17 protein-coding genes and 1 other annotated feature are annotated in these 14150 nt (G+C 36.3%); of the genes, 16 read left to right on the forward strand and 1 reads right to left on the reverse strand.

Features of this window, described 5'->3' with window-relative positions:
• Nucleotides 1-76: 76 nt before the first annotated feature.
• The 7 genes from cps2T to HMPREF1195_RS01590 all read left to right on the forward strand — a co-directional run bounded on the left by cps2T (nucleotide 77) and on the right by HMPREF1195_RS01590 (nucleotide 8116).
• Nucleotides 77-1225, forward strand: a complete 1149-nt coding sequence (gene cps2T / locus HMPREF1195_RS01560; protein WP_023917806.1) for a beta 1-4 rhamnosyltransferase Cps2T — start codon at nucleotides 77-79, stop codon at nucleotides 1223-1225.
• Nucleotides 1222-2163, forward strand: coding sequence for a glycosyltransferase family 2 protein (locus HMPREF1195_RS01565; RefSeq protein ID WP_023917807.1), 942 nt, complete (start codon nucleotides 1222-1224; stop codon nucleotides 2161-2163). Before cps2T ends, HMPREF1195_RS01565 begins: the two co-directional genes overlap by 4 nt.
• Complete coding sequence (locus tag HMPREF1195_RS01570) at nucleotides 2163-2972, forward strand: ABC transporter permease (protein ID WP_023917808.1); 810 nt, start codon at nucleotides 2163-2165, stop codon at nucleotides 2970-2972. Before HMPREF1195_RS01565 ends, HMPREF1195_RS01570 begins: the two co-directional genes overlap by 1 nt.
• On the forward strand, nucleotides 2972-4171 hold the full coding sequence (locus HMPREF1195_RS01575) for an ATP-binding cassette domain-containing protein (RefSeq protein ID WP_023917809.1): 1200 nt from the start codon (nucleotides 2972-2974) through the stop codon (nucleotides 4169-4171). Before HMPREF1195_RS01570 ends, HMPREF1195_RS01575 begins: the two co-directional genes overlap by 1 nt.
• Nucleotides 4172-5041, forward strand: coding sequence for a rhamnan synthesis F family protein (locus HMPREF1195_RS01580; RefSeq protein WP_023917810.1), 870 nt, complete (start codon nucleotides 4172-4174; stop codon nucleotides 5039-5041). It begins immediately after the preceding gene.
• Nucleotides 5041-7545: an LTA synthase family protein gene (locus tag HMPREF1195_RS01585; RefSeq protein WP_023917812.1), complete on the forward strand. Its 2505-nt coding sequence runs from the start codon at nucleotides 5041-5043 to the stop codon at nucleotides 7543-7545. Before HMPREF1195_RS01580 ends, HMPREF1195_RS01585 begins: the two co-directional genes overlap by 1 nt.
• Nucleotides 7546-7639: 94 nt before the next feature.
• Nucleotides 7640-8116 carry an EbsA family protein gene (locus HMPREF1195_RS01590; RefSeq protein ID WP_023917814.1) on the forward strand — a complete coding sequence of 159 codons (477 nt, stop codon included), beginning with the start codon at nucleotides 7640-7642 and terminating at the stop codon, nucleotides 8114-8116.
• A gap of 9 nt (nucleotides 8117-8125) precedes the next feature.
• Here HMPREF1195_RS01590 and HMPREF1195_RS01595 read toward each other — a convergent pair whose 3' ends face one another.
• Nucleotides 8126-8326, reverse strand: coding sequence for a ferredoxin (locus HMPREF1195_RS01595; RefSeq protein ID WP_037599281.1), 201 nt, complete (start codon nucleotides 8324-8326; stop codon nucleotides 8126-8128).
• A gap of 45 nt (nucleotides 8327-8371) precedes the next feature.
• Between HMPREF1195_RS01595 and HMPREF1195_RS01600 the strand changes: the two genes are divergently transcribed.
• The 9 genes from HMPREF1195_RS01600 to HMPREF1195_RS01640 all read left to right on the forward strand — a co-directional run bounded on the left by HMPREF1195_RS01600 (nucleotide 8372) and on the right by HMPREF1195_RS01640 (nucleotide 14124).
• Nucleotides 8372-8827, forward strand: a complete 456-nt coding sequence (locus tag HMPREF1195_RS01600) for an SAG1386/EF1546 family surface-associated protein (protein WP_003006692.1) — start codon at nucleotides 8372-8374, stop codon at nucleotides 8825-8827.
• Between the two features lie 14 nt (nucleotides 8828-8841).
• Nucleotides 8842-9519: a (d)CMP kinase gene (gene cmk / locus HMPREF1195_RS01605; protein ID WP_023917816.1), complete on the forward strand. Its 678-nt coding sequence runs from the start codon at nucleotides 8842-8844 to the stop codon at nucleotides 9517-9519.
• A gap of 26 nt (nucleotides 9520-9545) precedes the next feature.
• Nucleotides 9546-9674: a sequence feature (ribosomal protein L20 leader region), on the forward strand.
• Nucleotides 9675-9690: 16 nt separating this feature from the next.
• Complete coding sequence (infC, locus tag HMPREF1195_RS01610; protein WP_003003721.1) at nucleotides 9691-10221, forward strand: translation initiation factor IF-3; 531 nt, start codon at nucleotides 9691-9693, stop codon at nucleotides 10219-10221.
• Nucleotides 10222-10254: 33 nt separating this feature from the next.
• Nucleotides 10255-10455: a 50S ribosomal protein L35 gene (gene rpmI / locus HMPREF1195_RS01615; RefSeq protein ID WP_001125942.1), complete on the forward strand. Its 201-nt coding sequence runs from the start codon at nucleotides 10255-10257 to the stop codon at nucleotides 10453-10455.
• Nucleotides 10456-10504: 49 nt separating this feature from the next.
• Nucleotides 10505-10864: a 50S ribosomal protein L20 gene (gene rplT / locus HMPREF1195_RS01620; RefSeq protein ID WP_000124830.1), complete on the forward strand. Its 360-nt coding sequence runs from the start codon at nucleotides 10505-10507 to the stop codon at nucleotides 10862-10864.
• A gap of 249 nt (nucleotides 10865-11113) precedes the next feature.
• Nucleotides 11114-11581: a deoxycytidylate deaminase gene (locus HMPREF1195_RS01625; RefSeq protein ID WP_049490930.1), complete on the forward strand. Its 468-nt coding sequence runs from the start codon at nucleotides 11114-11116 to the stop codon at nucleotides 11579-11581.
• A gap of 173 nt (nucleotides 11582-11754) precedes the next feature.
• Complete coding sequence (locus HMPREF1195_RS01630; RefSeq protein ID WP_023917818.1) at nucleotides 11755-12195, forward strand: hypothetical protein; 441 nt, start codon at nucleotides 11755-11757, stop codon at nucleotides 12193-12195.
• A gap of 119 nt (nucleotides 12196-12314) precedes the next feature.
• On the forward strand, nucleotides 12315-12761 hold the full coding sequence (locus tag HMPREF1195_RS01635) for a hypothetical protein (protein ID WP_023917820.1): 447 nt from the start codon (nucleotides 12315-12317) through the stop codon (nucleotides 12759-12761).
• A 136-nt stretch (nucleotides 12762-12897) separates the two neighbouring features.
• Complete coding sequence (locus HMPREF1195_RS01640; protein WP_023917822.1) at nucleotides 12898-14124, forward strand: hypothetical protein; 1227 nt, start codon at nucleotides 12898-12900, stop codon at nucleotides 14122-14124.
• The last annotated feature ends 26 nt before the right edge of the window (nucleotides 14125-14150 follow it).

Consider the following 14150-nt stretch of genomic DNA (forward strand, 5'->3'; position numbering starts at 1 on the left):
ACTACAAAATGGTTATACAAGCTTTCTTTAAAATGGTATAATTGAATAGACTGTAAATGATTTGAAAGGGAACTCTATGCAACATGTTTTTATTATCGGAAGTCGTGGGCTTCCGGCTCAATATGGCGGTTTTGAGACTTTTGTGGACCAATTGGTTTCGCATCAAGTGTCTTCAGATATCCAGTACCATGTTGCCTGCCTTTCTAATGATCAAGCTTATCAACATTTTGACTATAAGGGTGTGGATTGTTTTACGATTAAAGCCCCCAAGCTTGGGCCTGCGCGTGTCATTGCCTATGATATGATGGCCATCAACTATGCCTTGAAGCTTATTAAGAAACAAGGAATTGAACAGCCAATTTTTTACGTCTTGGGCAATACAATTGGAGCCTTTGTGGCACCCTTTGCGCGTAAGATCCATAAGATGGGTGGGAAATTCTATATCAATCCAGATGGACTGGAGTGGAAGCGGGCCAAGTGGGCTAAACCGATTCAAGCCTATCTCAAGTATTCTGAAAAGATCATGACGCGCCACGCTGACTTGGTGATTTCTGACAACCCGGGTATTGAGTCCTATATTAAGAAAGCTTACCCGTGGTCTAAGACGACCTATATTGCCTACGGAACTGACCTATCTCCGACCAGCCTAAACAGTCAGGATAATAAGGTCAGAGAATTCTATCACAAGTGGCAGACTCAGGAGAAAAACTATTACCTAATTTTGGGTCGCTTTGTTCCAGAAAATAATTACGAGACTGCCATTCGTGAATTTATGGCCTCTTCCACCAAACGGGATTTGGTGATCATTTGTAACCAGGAAGGCAATCCTTATTTTGAAGAGTTGCGAGCTCGGACTGGATTTGATCAGGATCCACGCGTCAAGTTTGTAGGAACGGTCTATGATCAAGACCTCTTGAAATATATCCGTAAAGAAGCCTTTGCCTATATCCATGGTCATGAAGTGGGGGGAACAAATCCAGGTCTCCTAGAGGCTCTCGCTCAGACGGATCTGAATTTGGTTTTAGGCGTTTCCTTTAACCAAACGGTCGCAAAAGACACAGCCCAATATTGGACTAAAGAAACTGGGAATTTGGCGCATTTGATCAACCAGGTTGATTCTTTAAAAGATGTATCTGAATGGGGTCAATTAGCCAAAGCCAACATGAAACAAAACTTTACCTGGAAAAAAATTGTAGGTGAGTACGAGGAATTATTCTTATCATGAAAGTAAATATCTTGTTGTCCACCTATAATGGTGAACAGTATCTAAAAGAGCAGGTCAAAAGTATCCAAGACCAGACTTATCAAAACTGGCAACTCTTGATCCGAGATGATGGGTCAACCGACGGTACGGTAGAGATTATTCAAGAGTTGGTGGCCCAGGATGAGCGCATTCGCTTTATCAACCAAGGAGCTATCGAAAATCTCGGTGTTATCAAGAGCTTCCATGCCCTCTTGAAATATGAAAAAGCGGATCTTTATTGCTTCAGTGACCAAGACGATGTCTGGTTACCAGACAAGATTTCTCTTCAAGTGGCAGAAGCCGCCAAGCATCCGCAAGATAAGCCTTTGCTGGTCTACACCGATTTAAAAGTGGTCGATGAAAACTTGAATGTTCAGCATGAAAGTATGATTCGCACCCAGTCTGATCATGCCAATACAGAATTGATTCAAGAGCTGACAGAAAATACGGTAACTGGTGGGGTAGCCATGATTAACCATGCCCTGGCGGAATTGTGGACAGGTCAAGAAAAGCATGCACTCCTTATGCATGATTGGTATTTGGCCTTACTAGCAACTGCCTTTGGAAAGCTCATCTATATCGATCAGCCGACAGAATTGTACCGTCAGCACAGTAGCAATGTTCTGGGGGCTCGTACCCTCAGAAAACGGGTCAAAAACTGGGTTCGCCCTCATATTTTGTTTGCTAAATATTGGAGTCTCATCGAGTCCAGTCAAGAACAAGCAAAAAATTTATTGGCTCTGCCAGTCAGTCCCCAAAATAAAGAAATTATTGAAAACTTTGTGACCATCATGGACGTACCGCTAAGAGAACGTTTGAGACGGATTCGTCAGTACGGTTATCGGAAGAACCGGGCTTTTCACACCTTTGTGTTTACCAGCCTAATTCTGACAAAGTTTGCATATCGAGGTAAAAAATAATGTTTGACGTTTTTAGTCAGAAAAATCGAATTTTATTACGAGAGTTAATTAAAACAGACTTTAAATTACGCTACCAAGGATCAGCAATTGGTTATCTTTGGTCGATTTTAAAGCCCTTGATGATGTTTAGTATCATGTATGTGGTATTTGTTCGTTTTTTGAGGTTTGATGATGGAACTCCACATTATGCAGTTGGACTTCTCTTGTCCATGATTTTTTGGACATTTTTTACAGAGGCAACGAATATGGGTATGTTATCAATTGTTTCAAGAGGAGATTTGCTACGCAAATTAAATTTCCCTAAGCAAACAATTGTTGTTTCCTCAGTTTTGGGAGCCGCAATAAATTTTTCTATTAATCTTCTAGTAGTATTTGTGTTTGCTCTTATAAATAATGTTTCATTTGGTATTCATTCTCTAATAATTATTCCTTTATTTATTGAGATGTTAATCTTAGCTATGGGGTGTGCCTTTATTCTATCGGCCTTATTTGTTAAATATCGTGATATCGGGCCGGTCTGGGAAGTTGTTCTTCAAGCAGGTATGTACGCCAGTCCTATTATTTATTCGATTACCTATCTATTGCAACGAAATCATTTAGCAGTTGCTAAAATGTTGATGATGAATCCAATAGCTCAAATGTTACAAGATATGCGTCATTTTATTATTGATCCAGTCAATCCACGTGGTTGGGATATCTTTGAGAATAAAATGATAGCTTGTATTCCATATTGTATTCCTGTATTTATTTTTGTGATTGGTTTAATTGTATTCAATAAGAATTCGAAACGATTTGCGGAGATTTTATAATGTCAAGTAATGTAGCAGTTAAGGTAGACCATGTAAGTAAATTTTTTAAGTTACCAACAGAGTCAACTCAAAGTTTACGCACAACACTAGTGAACCGTTTTAAAGGAATTAAAGGTTATAAAAAGCAAGAAGTTCTACGTGATATTTCCTTTGAAGTCCAAAAAGGAGATTTTTATGGTATTGTCGGTCGAAATGGTTCTGGGAAATCGACTCTTTTAAAAATTATTTCAGAAATTTATGTGCCGGAAAAAGGTTCCGTCACCATCGATGGGAAGTTGGTATCCTTTATCGAGCTTGGCGTCGGTTTTAACCCTGAACTGACTGGTCGAGAAAATGTCTATATGAATGGTGCTATGCTGGGCTTCTCAACAGCTGAAATTGATGCCATGTATGATGACATCGTAGACTTTGCTGAGTTGCATGACTTCATGAACCAAAAGCTTAAGAACTACTCATCAGGGATGCAGGTTCGCTTAGCCTTTTCAGTTGCCATTAAGGCTCAAGGGGATATCTTGATTTTGGATGAGGTCCTTGCAGTAGGAGACGAGGCCTTCCAGCGTAAATGTAATGATTACTTTATGGAGCGTAAAAAGTCAGGAAAAACTACCATTCTTGTCACTCATGATATGAATGCGGTTAAGAAATATTGTAACAAGGCAGTACTAATTGAAAATGGTCTTGTCAAAGTAGTTGGTGATCCTGATGAAGTCGCGAACCAATATAGTTATGATAATGCAGCTAGCCAAACAGTTTCTAATGATGATGTAACAATAGAGCATGAAGCAGTCACCAATTTAAGTGTAAAACTGCTTTCAGATAAGATGACTCAACCTGAGGCTCCAATAGAGTTTGAGATTTCTTATGATGTTAATCAGGACATAGAAACTTACATAGCTTTCTCGCTAACTGAAATTGATCGCGGTCTTTGGGTATATAATGATAATTCTTTAGATTTATTAACTGATGGAAAAGGGAGAAAGAATTTCCGCTATTCTTGTAGTTTATCAAGCTTGAATGATATCAAATTAAAACTTCAAGTTTCAGTAAGAGATAGCTCGAATACAATGCTTGCATTTGCCAAGGGAGATAATTCACCTATAATTTTATTAAATCGAACAGATATTTTAGATGATGATTTGTCAGCGAAAGATTCTGCTACCGGATTATTGCAAAGGAATGGGAAATGGGAGACGATGTAGATGAATAGAATTCTACTTTATGTTCACTACAATAAGTCTGATGATTTAAGTAGTCATGTTTTATATCAATTGGAAAAACTTTTCCCACTTTTTTCGCGTATTCTATTGATATCGAATAGTTACTTATCAACTGAACATTTAAAATCCCTACGAAAAATTGGCATTAATGAAGTTGTTCAACGAGAGAATATTGGGTATGATTTTGCTGCCTGGCGAGATGGTATGAATTATATAGGATTTAATTCCTTGATAGATTATGATTCGGTTACCTTGATGAACGATACATGTATTGGTCCCTTGTGGGATTTAAAAGAGTATTTCGAAAAATTTGAAAAACAATTAGATATTGATTTTTGGGGAATGACTAATTTTAGAAAAACAAAGTATTTTAAGGAACATCTTCAGAGTTATTTTGTTTCTTATTCCCGTCAAGTTGTGTCGTCAAAAGTTTTTCAAAAGTTTTGGACAAGTATTAGGGATTATGAAAATATAAGAAGTGTGATTGATCGTTACGAGACAAGATTTACTGGTATTCTAACTAAATCTGGATTTAAATACGGTGTGGTTTTTAATACTTTGCACGAAAATTCTGATGAAATGGTTCATCCTGATTTTTCTTACTATAAACCTTTTAAAATATTAGAACATCGTGTTCCAGTTTTAAAAGTTAAAGCAATTCAGGCGCATCCTCTTCAAGCTGATCAGTTAAAAAATAAAATAAGAGAAGTTTCAGATTTTCCAATTGAAATTTTAAATAGTGTCTATTCTTCAATAGAATTTTTTTCTATTGAAAATGAACAAACAGAAAGATACACTTTATTAAAAAAAGTGCGAAACAAAATTAAAAGAACAATAGGAAGAAAAGGATAATGGATTTAAATAAGATTTATAGCTTTTATAATATCTATCTTAAAAAACGTATTCTAAAAATTATTCTATTCTCTCTTGCGTTTGCATTATTAATTTTAAATGTTATTAATATGCAGTTTACAGTGAAGTCACATTATCGTATACAAGAGGTTTCTTATTTTAATAGTTCAATATTATTAATCGGTATTTCTAGTCTCTATTTGGGAATGATATTGTCAAAAATTTGGAATAAGAAATTTTTTATTAAATTAGGAGTGATCTATGGATTGTATTTATTATTTTCATATATACTTGATGCTAGTCTAAGAGTAAATGAAAAACAGTTTAATTTTTTCAAGAGCTTGCAATCCTCTTTTCTTCAAACAGATTTCATATTTTATATTGCTTTAATTTTTATATTCGCTTTTGTCTATCATTATTTGATTTCTGTATTTTTCCCATTGTTTGAAAAATATCTAATTCCAATTTCGAATGATCGAGAAATATATACATTTATTTTCTATGCATTTTCTTTAACAGCTTTTTGTTTTACTGATAGTAAATTTTTTAACGCCGTAATGGGGAGTAATTTCATTACTCAATTTCTTGAAAATAATATTATAAAACTTACGACTCCTACTTTAATAGAACTAGATAAACTGATATTAACCTTGGTTATCATTGTTTTCTGTATTTCTTGTTATATTGTAAAAGGGATAAATGAATTAGAAAATAATAAACCGGAATTTGGCTTGGTGGTTCTTACGAGTGTTGTTTTTTCTATACTATTAAATTATTTTCTTCAATATAGTATACGAACAGATGTAATCGTAATGGAAAAACATATTTTTCCGGGGGCTACACTGTTTCAAATTAGCATTTTTTTTGCTGTGTTTTTGTTTCTTTACTCTATTATCAACGAGTATCTGTTGACTACCATCATAAATATATTGCTTATTATTGGAATTTCAATTTCAAGTTATTTAAAATATCAGTTCCGCCAAGAACCATTGTTACCAAGTGATTTAAGTTGGTTGAAAAATCCAGGATCGCTTTTAGGATTTGTTGGATCAAGTTCTTATTTATATGTTTTTGTATTAATAGTTTTCTTTTCATTTATTTATTGGTTTTTTAAAGATATAATTCTTTATGGTAAAATATTTAAAGCACAACTGGTTAGATTTGTAACAATTCTTTTTATTCTATTTTTCTTTACTACTGTCTACTATTCCTTTAAAAATAGGCAAGATGGTAAAATGAGTGAACATATTCCAGTATTAGCAAACTTAAATAATCGGTATGATATTGCATGGTTTGGAAATACAGTTAATGCGCAAATGAAATCAAATAGCTATGCATGGTTTTCTCAGATGACATCCGATATTATGCATAAACCTGAAAAGTACAGTAAAACTTCTATTAAAAAGATTGAAGAAAAGTACCATTTAAAATCAGTAGAAATAAATAAATATCGAAATCAATTCATCAATGAACAAACTGTAATTTATGTATTAAGTGAAAGTTTTTCAGATCCATCAAGAATAGAAAAAGTTCAAGTTTCATCAAATCCAATTCCTAAAATTCAAGGAATCAAGAGCAGAACAACTAGTGGATTGATGAAATCTGATGGGTATGGAGGTGGGACTGCTAATATGGAATTTCAAACGTTAACAGGATTGCCAATGTACAACCTTTCTCCAAGCATTTCTATTCTATATACTCAAGTAGCACCTAATATGAAATATTTTCCATCTATAAGTAATTATTTTGAACCTAAGAATCGGGATGTTATTCATATTGCAAGTCCTAGTAATTATTCAAGAAATGTAATATATGGGAATTTAAAATTTAATAAATTTATACATTATGGAAACAAAGGAAATAAAGGATATAATGTTGGTGGGAATTATAGTGATGATTCAACTTATCATTTAATTGAAGAAAATCTGAATAAGAATAGTCAATTTTTCTCTGTGATTACAATGCAGAACCATACTCCGTGGACGGAACTGAATCCTATAGATATGAGTGCGAGTTATCCAGGATTTTCGGATGGACAAAACAAATCTTTATCATCGTATGTGAGAATGCTTTCACAAACCGACACCGCCACCCAATCCTTCCTGGAAAGTCTTTCTAAAATAGATAAGAAGATTACAGTGGTATTCTATGGAGATCACTTACCAGGTCTCTATCCTGAGTCGGCCTTTAAGGATAATCCGGAGAGTCAGTATCAGACAGACTACTTCATTTGGAGTAATTTTGATGCACCGAAATTGAACTATCCTTTGGTCAATTCAAGTGATTTCTCTGCTATGGTCTTTGAACAGACCAATTCAAAAGTTTCGCCTTACTATGCTTTGTTGACAGAAGTGCTGAAAAAAGCAAGTGTCGATAAAAAGGCCTTAGAAGGAGAAGCGCAAGAAATTGCAGAGGATTTGAAAATGGTTGAATACGACCTAATTAGTGGGAAAGGTTACCTTTCTAAAGACTTCTTTAAAGTTCCAACCAACAAATCCAATTAAAAGGAGTGCAAGCAGTTAAAAATCTTTGTGATTTTGGCTGTCTGGCTCCCTTTTTTTTGTTTTTTATGCTAAACTATTAGATGGGGGTACGCTCATGATTAAGATATTTGGAAAGGTCCATTATCATTGGCAACCGGACTTATCTATTCTTGTGACTTATTGGTCCATTGCAGTGATTCCGGTCTTTATTGGACTGGCCTTGATGTATGAGAGCTCTAGTGTGCCAACGCTAGTTTTGTTTTCGTTCTTTTTATTTATGGTCTTGCTCGCGATTGGGGTCCATCGTTACTTCACGATCTATGAGGATGGGATCTTGCGGATTATTACTGCCAATCCTTTTACTCCAATCAAGGTGAAGATTGACTCGATTGAAAAGGTCGAAGTAAATAAGAAATCGATCAAGCTCATATTTAATGATGGATCGCGCAGTCGAACATTCTGTATGCGTAAATGGCCGAAAAAATACTTTATCAATGCACTTGCCTTAAATCCTTATTTTAAGGGAGAAGTAATCCTGACGGACAATTTCATCCATGTGGATTACTACGAGATGTATTATGCAAACAAATAAAAAGCCCTCTTAATCTTTTAAGAGAGCATGAGTGGGGCATTCTTTAATAGCCTCGAGAACATCGTTTGTGACAGGGACTTCCTTTTCAAGGAGGTCGTCCTCTTCAGCAGCAAATTTAACGATGCCATTGTTATGGTAATCAAATAATTCAGAATAGGTCTGACAGAGACCGCAAGCGATGCAACGATCTGGAATTAACGTAACTTTCATACTTCTATTGTAATGATTTTTACGAGAAAAAACAAGGAGGAAGTCATGGCAAAAGAACCATGGGAAGAAGATATTTACGATGATGGAGAAGAAACATTGAAAAGAACGAGTAAGTTAAACGGAATCAAGGCAGATCGTCTATTGACGATTTTAGCCATTATTTTCTTTGTAGTAGTAGTGGCGATGGTCTGCTTGTTGATTTTCCTTTCAACAGGTGGCAGCAACAAATCAAAACAAATGTCTGGTTTCTACAATGGAGAGACTAAGGTTGAACAGAAATCATCAGCCCCTGCAGCACAAACTGACCAAGCGGCTAAAGACGATAGTTCAAAAGATGAGAACTCTGAAGAAGGTACGATCACTGTTCAAGCAGGTGAAGGGGAAGCAGCGATTGCTGCGCGTGCGGGTATTTCCATTGCCCAATTGGAACAGTTAAATCCTTCTCATATGTCTACAGGATCATGGTATGCGAATCCTGGTGATGTCGTTAAGATTCAGTAGGAGTTGAGGACAGCATGAAACAAATTCAAATTGCCATTGATGGACCGGCTTCTAGTGGAAAATCCACAGTCGCAAAGATCATTGCCAAGGATCTAGACTATACGTATCTAGACACGGGAGCTATGTATCGTGCAGCGACTTACCTAGCTTTGCAAAATAATCTGACAGCTGAACAGGTTGATGACCTCTTAGCCCTTTTAGATCAGTATCCAATTAGTTTCGGTCGTTCAGAAGAAGGAGAGCAGCTTGTCTTTGTAGCAGACGTGGATATTACCCATCCAATTCGTGATAACCAAGTGACCAATAATGTTTCGTGGGTTGCAGCGCTTGCGCCTATCCGTGAAAAGTTGGTGGCTCTTCAGCAAGAGATTGCAGAGAAGGGTGGAATCGTCATGGACGGTCGCGATATTGGGACAGTTGTCTTGCCAAATGCAGAGCTGAAGATTTTTTTGGTTGCTTCGGTTGAGGAACGTGCAGAACGTCGCTTCAAGGAAAATGTTGAAAAGGGCATCACAGCGGATCTTGAATTGTTAAAAAAAGAAATCGCTGAACGTGACTATAAGGATAGCCACCGTGCTGTGTCTCCTTTAAAACCTGCAGCAGATGCCATTCATTTTGACACAACGGGTGTTGGCATTGCAGACGTTGTGGCCTTTATTGAAGAAAAAGCAAAAAAACTTCTTGACAAATAATAAAAAACTTGATATCATATAAAAGTTGAGAAAAGCAGAAGTGAGAACTTCTCGCCTTGTGACGCAAGTTGCCTGGCCCCTACGGATCAAGTTTCAGTAATGAAATACATCATGTAGTTCGGGCCTGTATTGCAGGTCCGTTCTTTGTTTTTCTCGAATAATAAAAAAGAGGTGAAAACCATAGCAAAGCAAGACTTATTCATCAATGATGAAATTCGTGTACGTGAAGTTCGCTTAATCGGTCTTGAAGGTGAGCAATTGGGTATCAAACCACTTAGCGAAGCGCAAGCACTTGCGGACGACGCTAATGTTGACTTGGTTCTCATTCAACCTCAAGCTAAACCTCCTGTTGCGAAAATTATGGACTACGGTAAGTTCAAATTTGAGTACCAGAAGAAGCAAAAAGAACAACGCAAAAAACAAAGCGTTGTGACCGTGAAAGAAGTTCGTTTGAGCCCAGTGATTGACAAGGGTGATTTCGATACAAAACTTCGCAATGCTCGCAAATTCCTTGAAAAAGGAAATAAAGTGAAGGTATCCATTCGCTTTAAGGGTCGTATGATTACCCACAAAGAGATTGGTGCTAAAGTTTTAGCCGACTTCGCTGAAGCGACACAAGATGTGGCGATCATCGAACAACGTGCTAAGATGGATGGACGTCAAATGTTCATGCAATTGGCGCCAGCAACTGACAAGAAATAATCTGTCAGAAAGTTAAAAAAAGGAGAAAATATCATGCCAAAACAAAAAACACACCGCGCATCAGCTAAACGTTTCAAACGTACAGGTTCTGGTGGACTTAAACGTTTCCGTGCTTACACTTCTCACCGTTTCCACGGAAAAACTAAGAAACAACGTCGTCATCTTCGTAAAGCATCTATGGTGCATTCAGGAGATTTCAAACGTATCAAAGCAATGCTTACTCGCTTGAAATAATCGCGTATTCGTAAGTAAAGAATTCTAGGAAATATTGGAGGAAATATAAATGGCACGTGTTAAAGGTGGCGTTGTATCACGCAAACGTCGTAAACGTATTCTTAAATTAGCTAAAGGTTACTATGGAGCTAAACATATCTTGTTCCGTACTGCAAAAGAACAAGTAATGAACTCTTACTACTATGCATATCGTGACCGTCGTCAAAAGAAACGTGACTTCCGTAAATTGTGGATCACACGTATCAATGCGGCAGCTCGTTTGAACGGACTTTCATACTCACAATTGATGCATGGTTTGAAATTGGCTGAGATCGAAGTGAACCGTAAAATGCTTGCTGACTTGGCTGTTAACGATGCAGCAGCTTTCACAGCTCTTGCAGATGCAGCTAAAGCAAAACTTGGTAAATAATGTTTATGAGGCTGGGCAAAAGTTGTCCAGCCTTTGATGTATGATAGAAATAACTGTATGACGCAGTGGTTGATTGGTATCTTTATTCGCTTTTAAGCTCTAAAGATGACCTAATCAACTATGCGGGGGTGGGAAAACGAACTCTTTTTTACTAGTCAGAGTTCTTTCCCACTCCCTTTTTTTCTTGCTGATTTCATGCTATAATGAAATCAATTATAGGAGTAATCATATTAGATGGAGGATCTAAAGGTGACACACAATCGGCTAGCATGGGATGAGTATTTTGCAGCTCAGGCCTTACTGATTTCGAATCGGGCGACCTGTAATCGGGCGAAAGTAGGGGCTGTTCTGGTTAAGGATAATAAGGTCATTGCAACCGGCTATAATGGATCTGTTTCTGGAACAGATCATTGCTTAGAGGATGGCTGCCTCATGGTCGAGGGACACTGTGTCCGTACGATTCATGCGGAAGTCAATGCTATTTTGCAAGGAGCTGAAAGAGGGATTCCCAAAGGCTTCACAGCTTATGTCACGCATTTTCCTTGTCTCAATTGTACTAAGCAGTTACTTCAAGTTGGCTGCAAGCGTGTGGTATACATCCATCAATACCGCATCGATGAATATGCCGAATACCTCTACCGTGAAAAAGAAGTAGAGCTGGTCAATCTACCGATTGAAGAGGTGAAACGAGCCATTGCAGAGGCAGACTTCATTTAAAATAATCCTGTCTAAAACTTGATATAGATCTAATAGAAAGCTTGTTTTTGAGATCACGCTTGGCTAATTCGTCTAGAGGAAGGAGAGTGTGATGATACGTAAAATTTGCTATCTAATTTTCTTATTCGCCCAGGGGCCTGGGGTTGTTGTTATATGAAAGGTAGGAAACAGTGATGACAGACCAAGAGAAACATTTTGAAGAAAATAAGGAACCTAGTAAGAGAAGTGAAGATCATCCCATTTCTGTATTTGTTCAGAATCCTCCAAAAGAAAATAGCTTACATTCTATTCTTCTTTCAGTGACCTTTTACTTATCCATTATCTATCTTGTATTGTTTGTCTCTCTCTTTGCACTTTCGGGTTATGGTTGGGGATTTGTCGTTTTGATTTTCCTTGGACCAAACTTATTAAGTCTTGCCATTGGAGCCTTTTTACTTCGACTAGGGATGAAGAAGGGGAATAAAAGCTTTCTTTATGCGAGTATTGGACTCTATCTGCTGTCAATCATCTTGGCTTTTGATCCGGACTGGGAAATATTTCGAATTGCTCCCTTATGTTTAGGTATTTTGGATTTAATCGGAACACTCCTGGTTAAAGAAGAGAAAAGCTCTTAATCAAAAAATTGGTATGGTCAACTCTACTCAATAAAAAGTATTCGGGTCGATCAAAGAGATAGTTAAATCAGTTCTTCCGCTCTATTTTTAAGCGCTATTATTTGAAAGAATAACTAAAAATGTTTGGAGAAAGTTATGGCAGATCAACAAAAAATCCTGAAGTAGATAAAGAAAATGAGGCATATGCTTCAGATGAAAGTCTTTTTCCGAACAATGAAATGAAGCCAGAGAAGAGAATTGGAAATTCTGTAATCCTTTCTATTGCTTTGATCTTGGCCATTGTTTATATAGTTTTACTTTTATTAGGTCTCTTTTCAATGGGAGCGTGGGCTGGTGGCTTTTTGTACTTTTTGGGAATCCATATGATTAGCTTTGTGATTGCAACCATCCTACTTTGGAATGGAAATGTGAATGGCAATAAAGCAACTCTTTATATAGCAGCAGCTATTTATGTTCTTTCATTTATTGCTGCGGGTGATCCTTCTTGGGTGATTAATCATATACCACCGCTTGTGGTAGGAGTGCTGGTATTGATTGGAACTGTATTGTTAAAAAATGAAGAGTGATGATAGGAGGTAGGGTGTTCAATCCTATCTTTTTTATTTATTACTGATAATACGCCAGGAAAACGATTACAAACTATGTTATAATTTAAATAAAATGAATAGTTTAATACTTTATTTAGAAAGTGGAGGAGAATCTATGTCTAGAAAAAAATGGTATTGTATACTGCTAATTCTTGAAGCAATTCTTTATCTTGTTTCTTATGGTAGTAGTCTAGTAGAGAGCTATAATGCTCAAAATTTAAATGGAAATACACCACTGTTCAATGCCTCTAGTATTTTTTCTATATGGAATGGAATGATTATTTGCTGGTTAATTTGGAGAATCATGAAGCAACGTTTAAATGTTGAAGGATTGATAGCTGTTCTTCTCCTCTCAATTACTCAACTACTGATGTTTTTTTTACCACCTTTCTCCCTAACAAATCTGATGAACATTTCCTTTGTGCTAAATATCATTTGTTTAATATGGATTTGCTTGCTTATAAAGAATGTAGAAATGAGGGAGCTTTTAAACGATTGGAAAAGTAAAGATGGTTGGAAATCAACGATAACTTATTTAGTACTATTTGTTGCCTCAACCAATATATCTCCATTATTTATATTGTTTGGTATGGATAGAACGAGTGTAATTTACGCTTTTACACTTCAATACACTGTAATGGAGTTAATGTTTCTAATTCTGATTAATGTTATGATCACAAGTACAAGTGATAAACTTCAGAAAGTCTTTTCTCTTTTGCTAATTTTATCTTCTCTTGTTGAGATAGGTGTAGTATACTCTTTTATCTCTCGTATAAGCTTTTACGGTCTCTTTTATCTTCTCTTATCGATTTATATTGTTTGTCGTGTTTTTGGTTTGTTTGATAAAGTTGCAGATAGCTGGGAGTCCAAGGTGAAAGTACAAGATGTATCATCTATTGAAACTAAACCAGAGATGGAATACCCTCAAGTAAAAGGAGAGATAGATGTAAACGATCAGTTGAATGCTGAGATACGATCAAACAATGATAAAGAAAATTCGCCAAAAAGAATTATTCTTCAGTCGTCTTGGTTATGGAGCGCCCTTATAATAGCAGTCTGTCACCTTGGTATTATGATTTTTCCTTTATTTTTAGGAAACCCCATGTATCTACTGATCTTATATATTGGTGCCATCCATTATATTTGTTTTATGATTGCGACTATATTACTTTTCATTGGTATGAGAAAAGGAAGTAAAGGACTCCTAAATGCGGCAGCTATCTTATTTGTTATTTCCATTATAGGTACGCCAGATACTTATTGGATAGGTCCAAATATTTTATCCTTTATTCTGGGAGTCTTGGTATTTATTGGAACTATATTATTTAAAAATGGAGACTGATTAAAGTAGATAGGGTTGAAAATTTT

Origin of the sequence: Streptococcus parasanguinis CC87K (genome assembly GCF_000507765.1) — a bacterium.
Classification (GTDB): Bacteria; Bacillota; Bacilli; order Lactobacillales; family Streptococcaceae; genus Streptococcus; species Streptococcus parasanguinis_J.

Coding starts and splice junctions, on each gene's coding strand:
- cps2T (WP_023917806.1), top strand. CDS start 77: ATGCAACATGTTTTTATTATCGGAAGTCGTGGGCTTCCGGCTCAATAT.
- HMPREF1195_RS01565 (WP_023917807.1), top strand. CDS start 1,222: ATGAAAGTAAATATCTTGTTGTCCACCTATAATGGTGAACAGTATCTA.
- HMPREF1195_RS01570 (WP_023917808.1), top strand. CDS start 2,163: ATGTTTGACGTTTTTAGTCAGAAAAATCGAATTTTATTACGAGAGTTA.
- HMPREF1195_RS01575 (WP_023917809.1), top strand. CDS start 2,972: ATGTCAAGTAATGTAGCAGTTAAGGTAGACCATGTAAGTAAATTTTTT.
- HMPREF1195_RS01580 (WP_023917810.1), top strand. CDS start 4,172: ATGAATAGAATTCTACTTTATGTTCACTACAATAAGTCTGATGATTTA.
- HMPREF1195_RS01585 (WP_023917812.1), top strand. CDS start 5,041: ATGGATTTAAATAAGATTTATAGCTTTTATAATATCTATCTTAAAAAA.
- HMPREF1195_RS01590 (WP_023917814.1), top strand. CDS start 7,640: ATGATTAAGATATTTGGAAAGGTCCATTATCATTGGCAACCGGACTTA.
- HMPREF1195_RS01595 (WP_037599281.1), bottom strand. CDS start 8,326: ATGAAAGTTACGTTAATTCCAGATCGTTGCATCGCTTGCGGTCTCTGT.
- HMPREF1195_RS01600 (WP_003006692.1), top strand. CDS start 8,372: ATGGCAAAAGAACCATGGGAAGAAGATATTTACGATGATGGAGAAGAA.
- cmk (WP_023917816.1), top strand. CDS start 8,842: ATGAAACAAATTCAAATTGCCATTGATGGACCGGCTTCTAGTGGAAAA.
- rpmI (WP_001125942.1), top strand. CDS start 10,255: ATGCCAAAACAAAAAACACACCGCGCATCAGCTAAACGTTTCAAACGT.
- rplT (WP_000124830.1), top strand. CDS start 10,505: ATGGCACGTGTTAAAGGTGGCGTTGTATCACGCAAACGTCGTAAACGT.
- HMPREF1195_RS01630 (WP_023917818.1), top strand. CDS start 11,755: ATGACAGACCAAGAGAAACATTTTGAAGAAAATAAGGAACCTAGTAAG.
- HMPREF1195_RS01635 (WP_023917820.1), top strand. CDS start 12,315: ATGTTTGGAGAAAGTTATGGCAGATCAACAAAAAATCCTGAAGTAGAT.
- HMPREF1195_RS01640 (WP_023917822.1), top strand. CDS start 12,898: ATGTCTAGAAAAAAATGGTATTGTATACTGCTAATTCTTGAAGCAATT.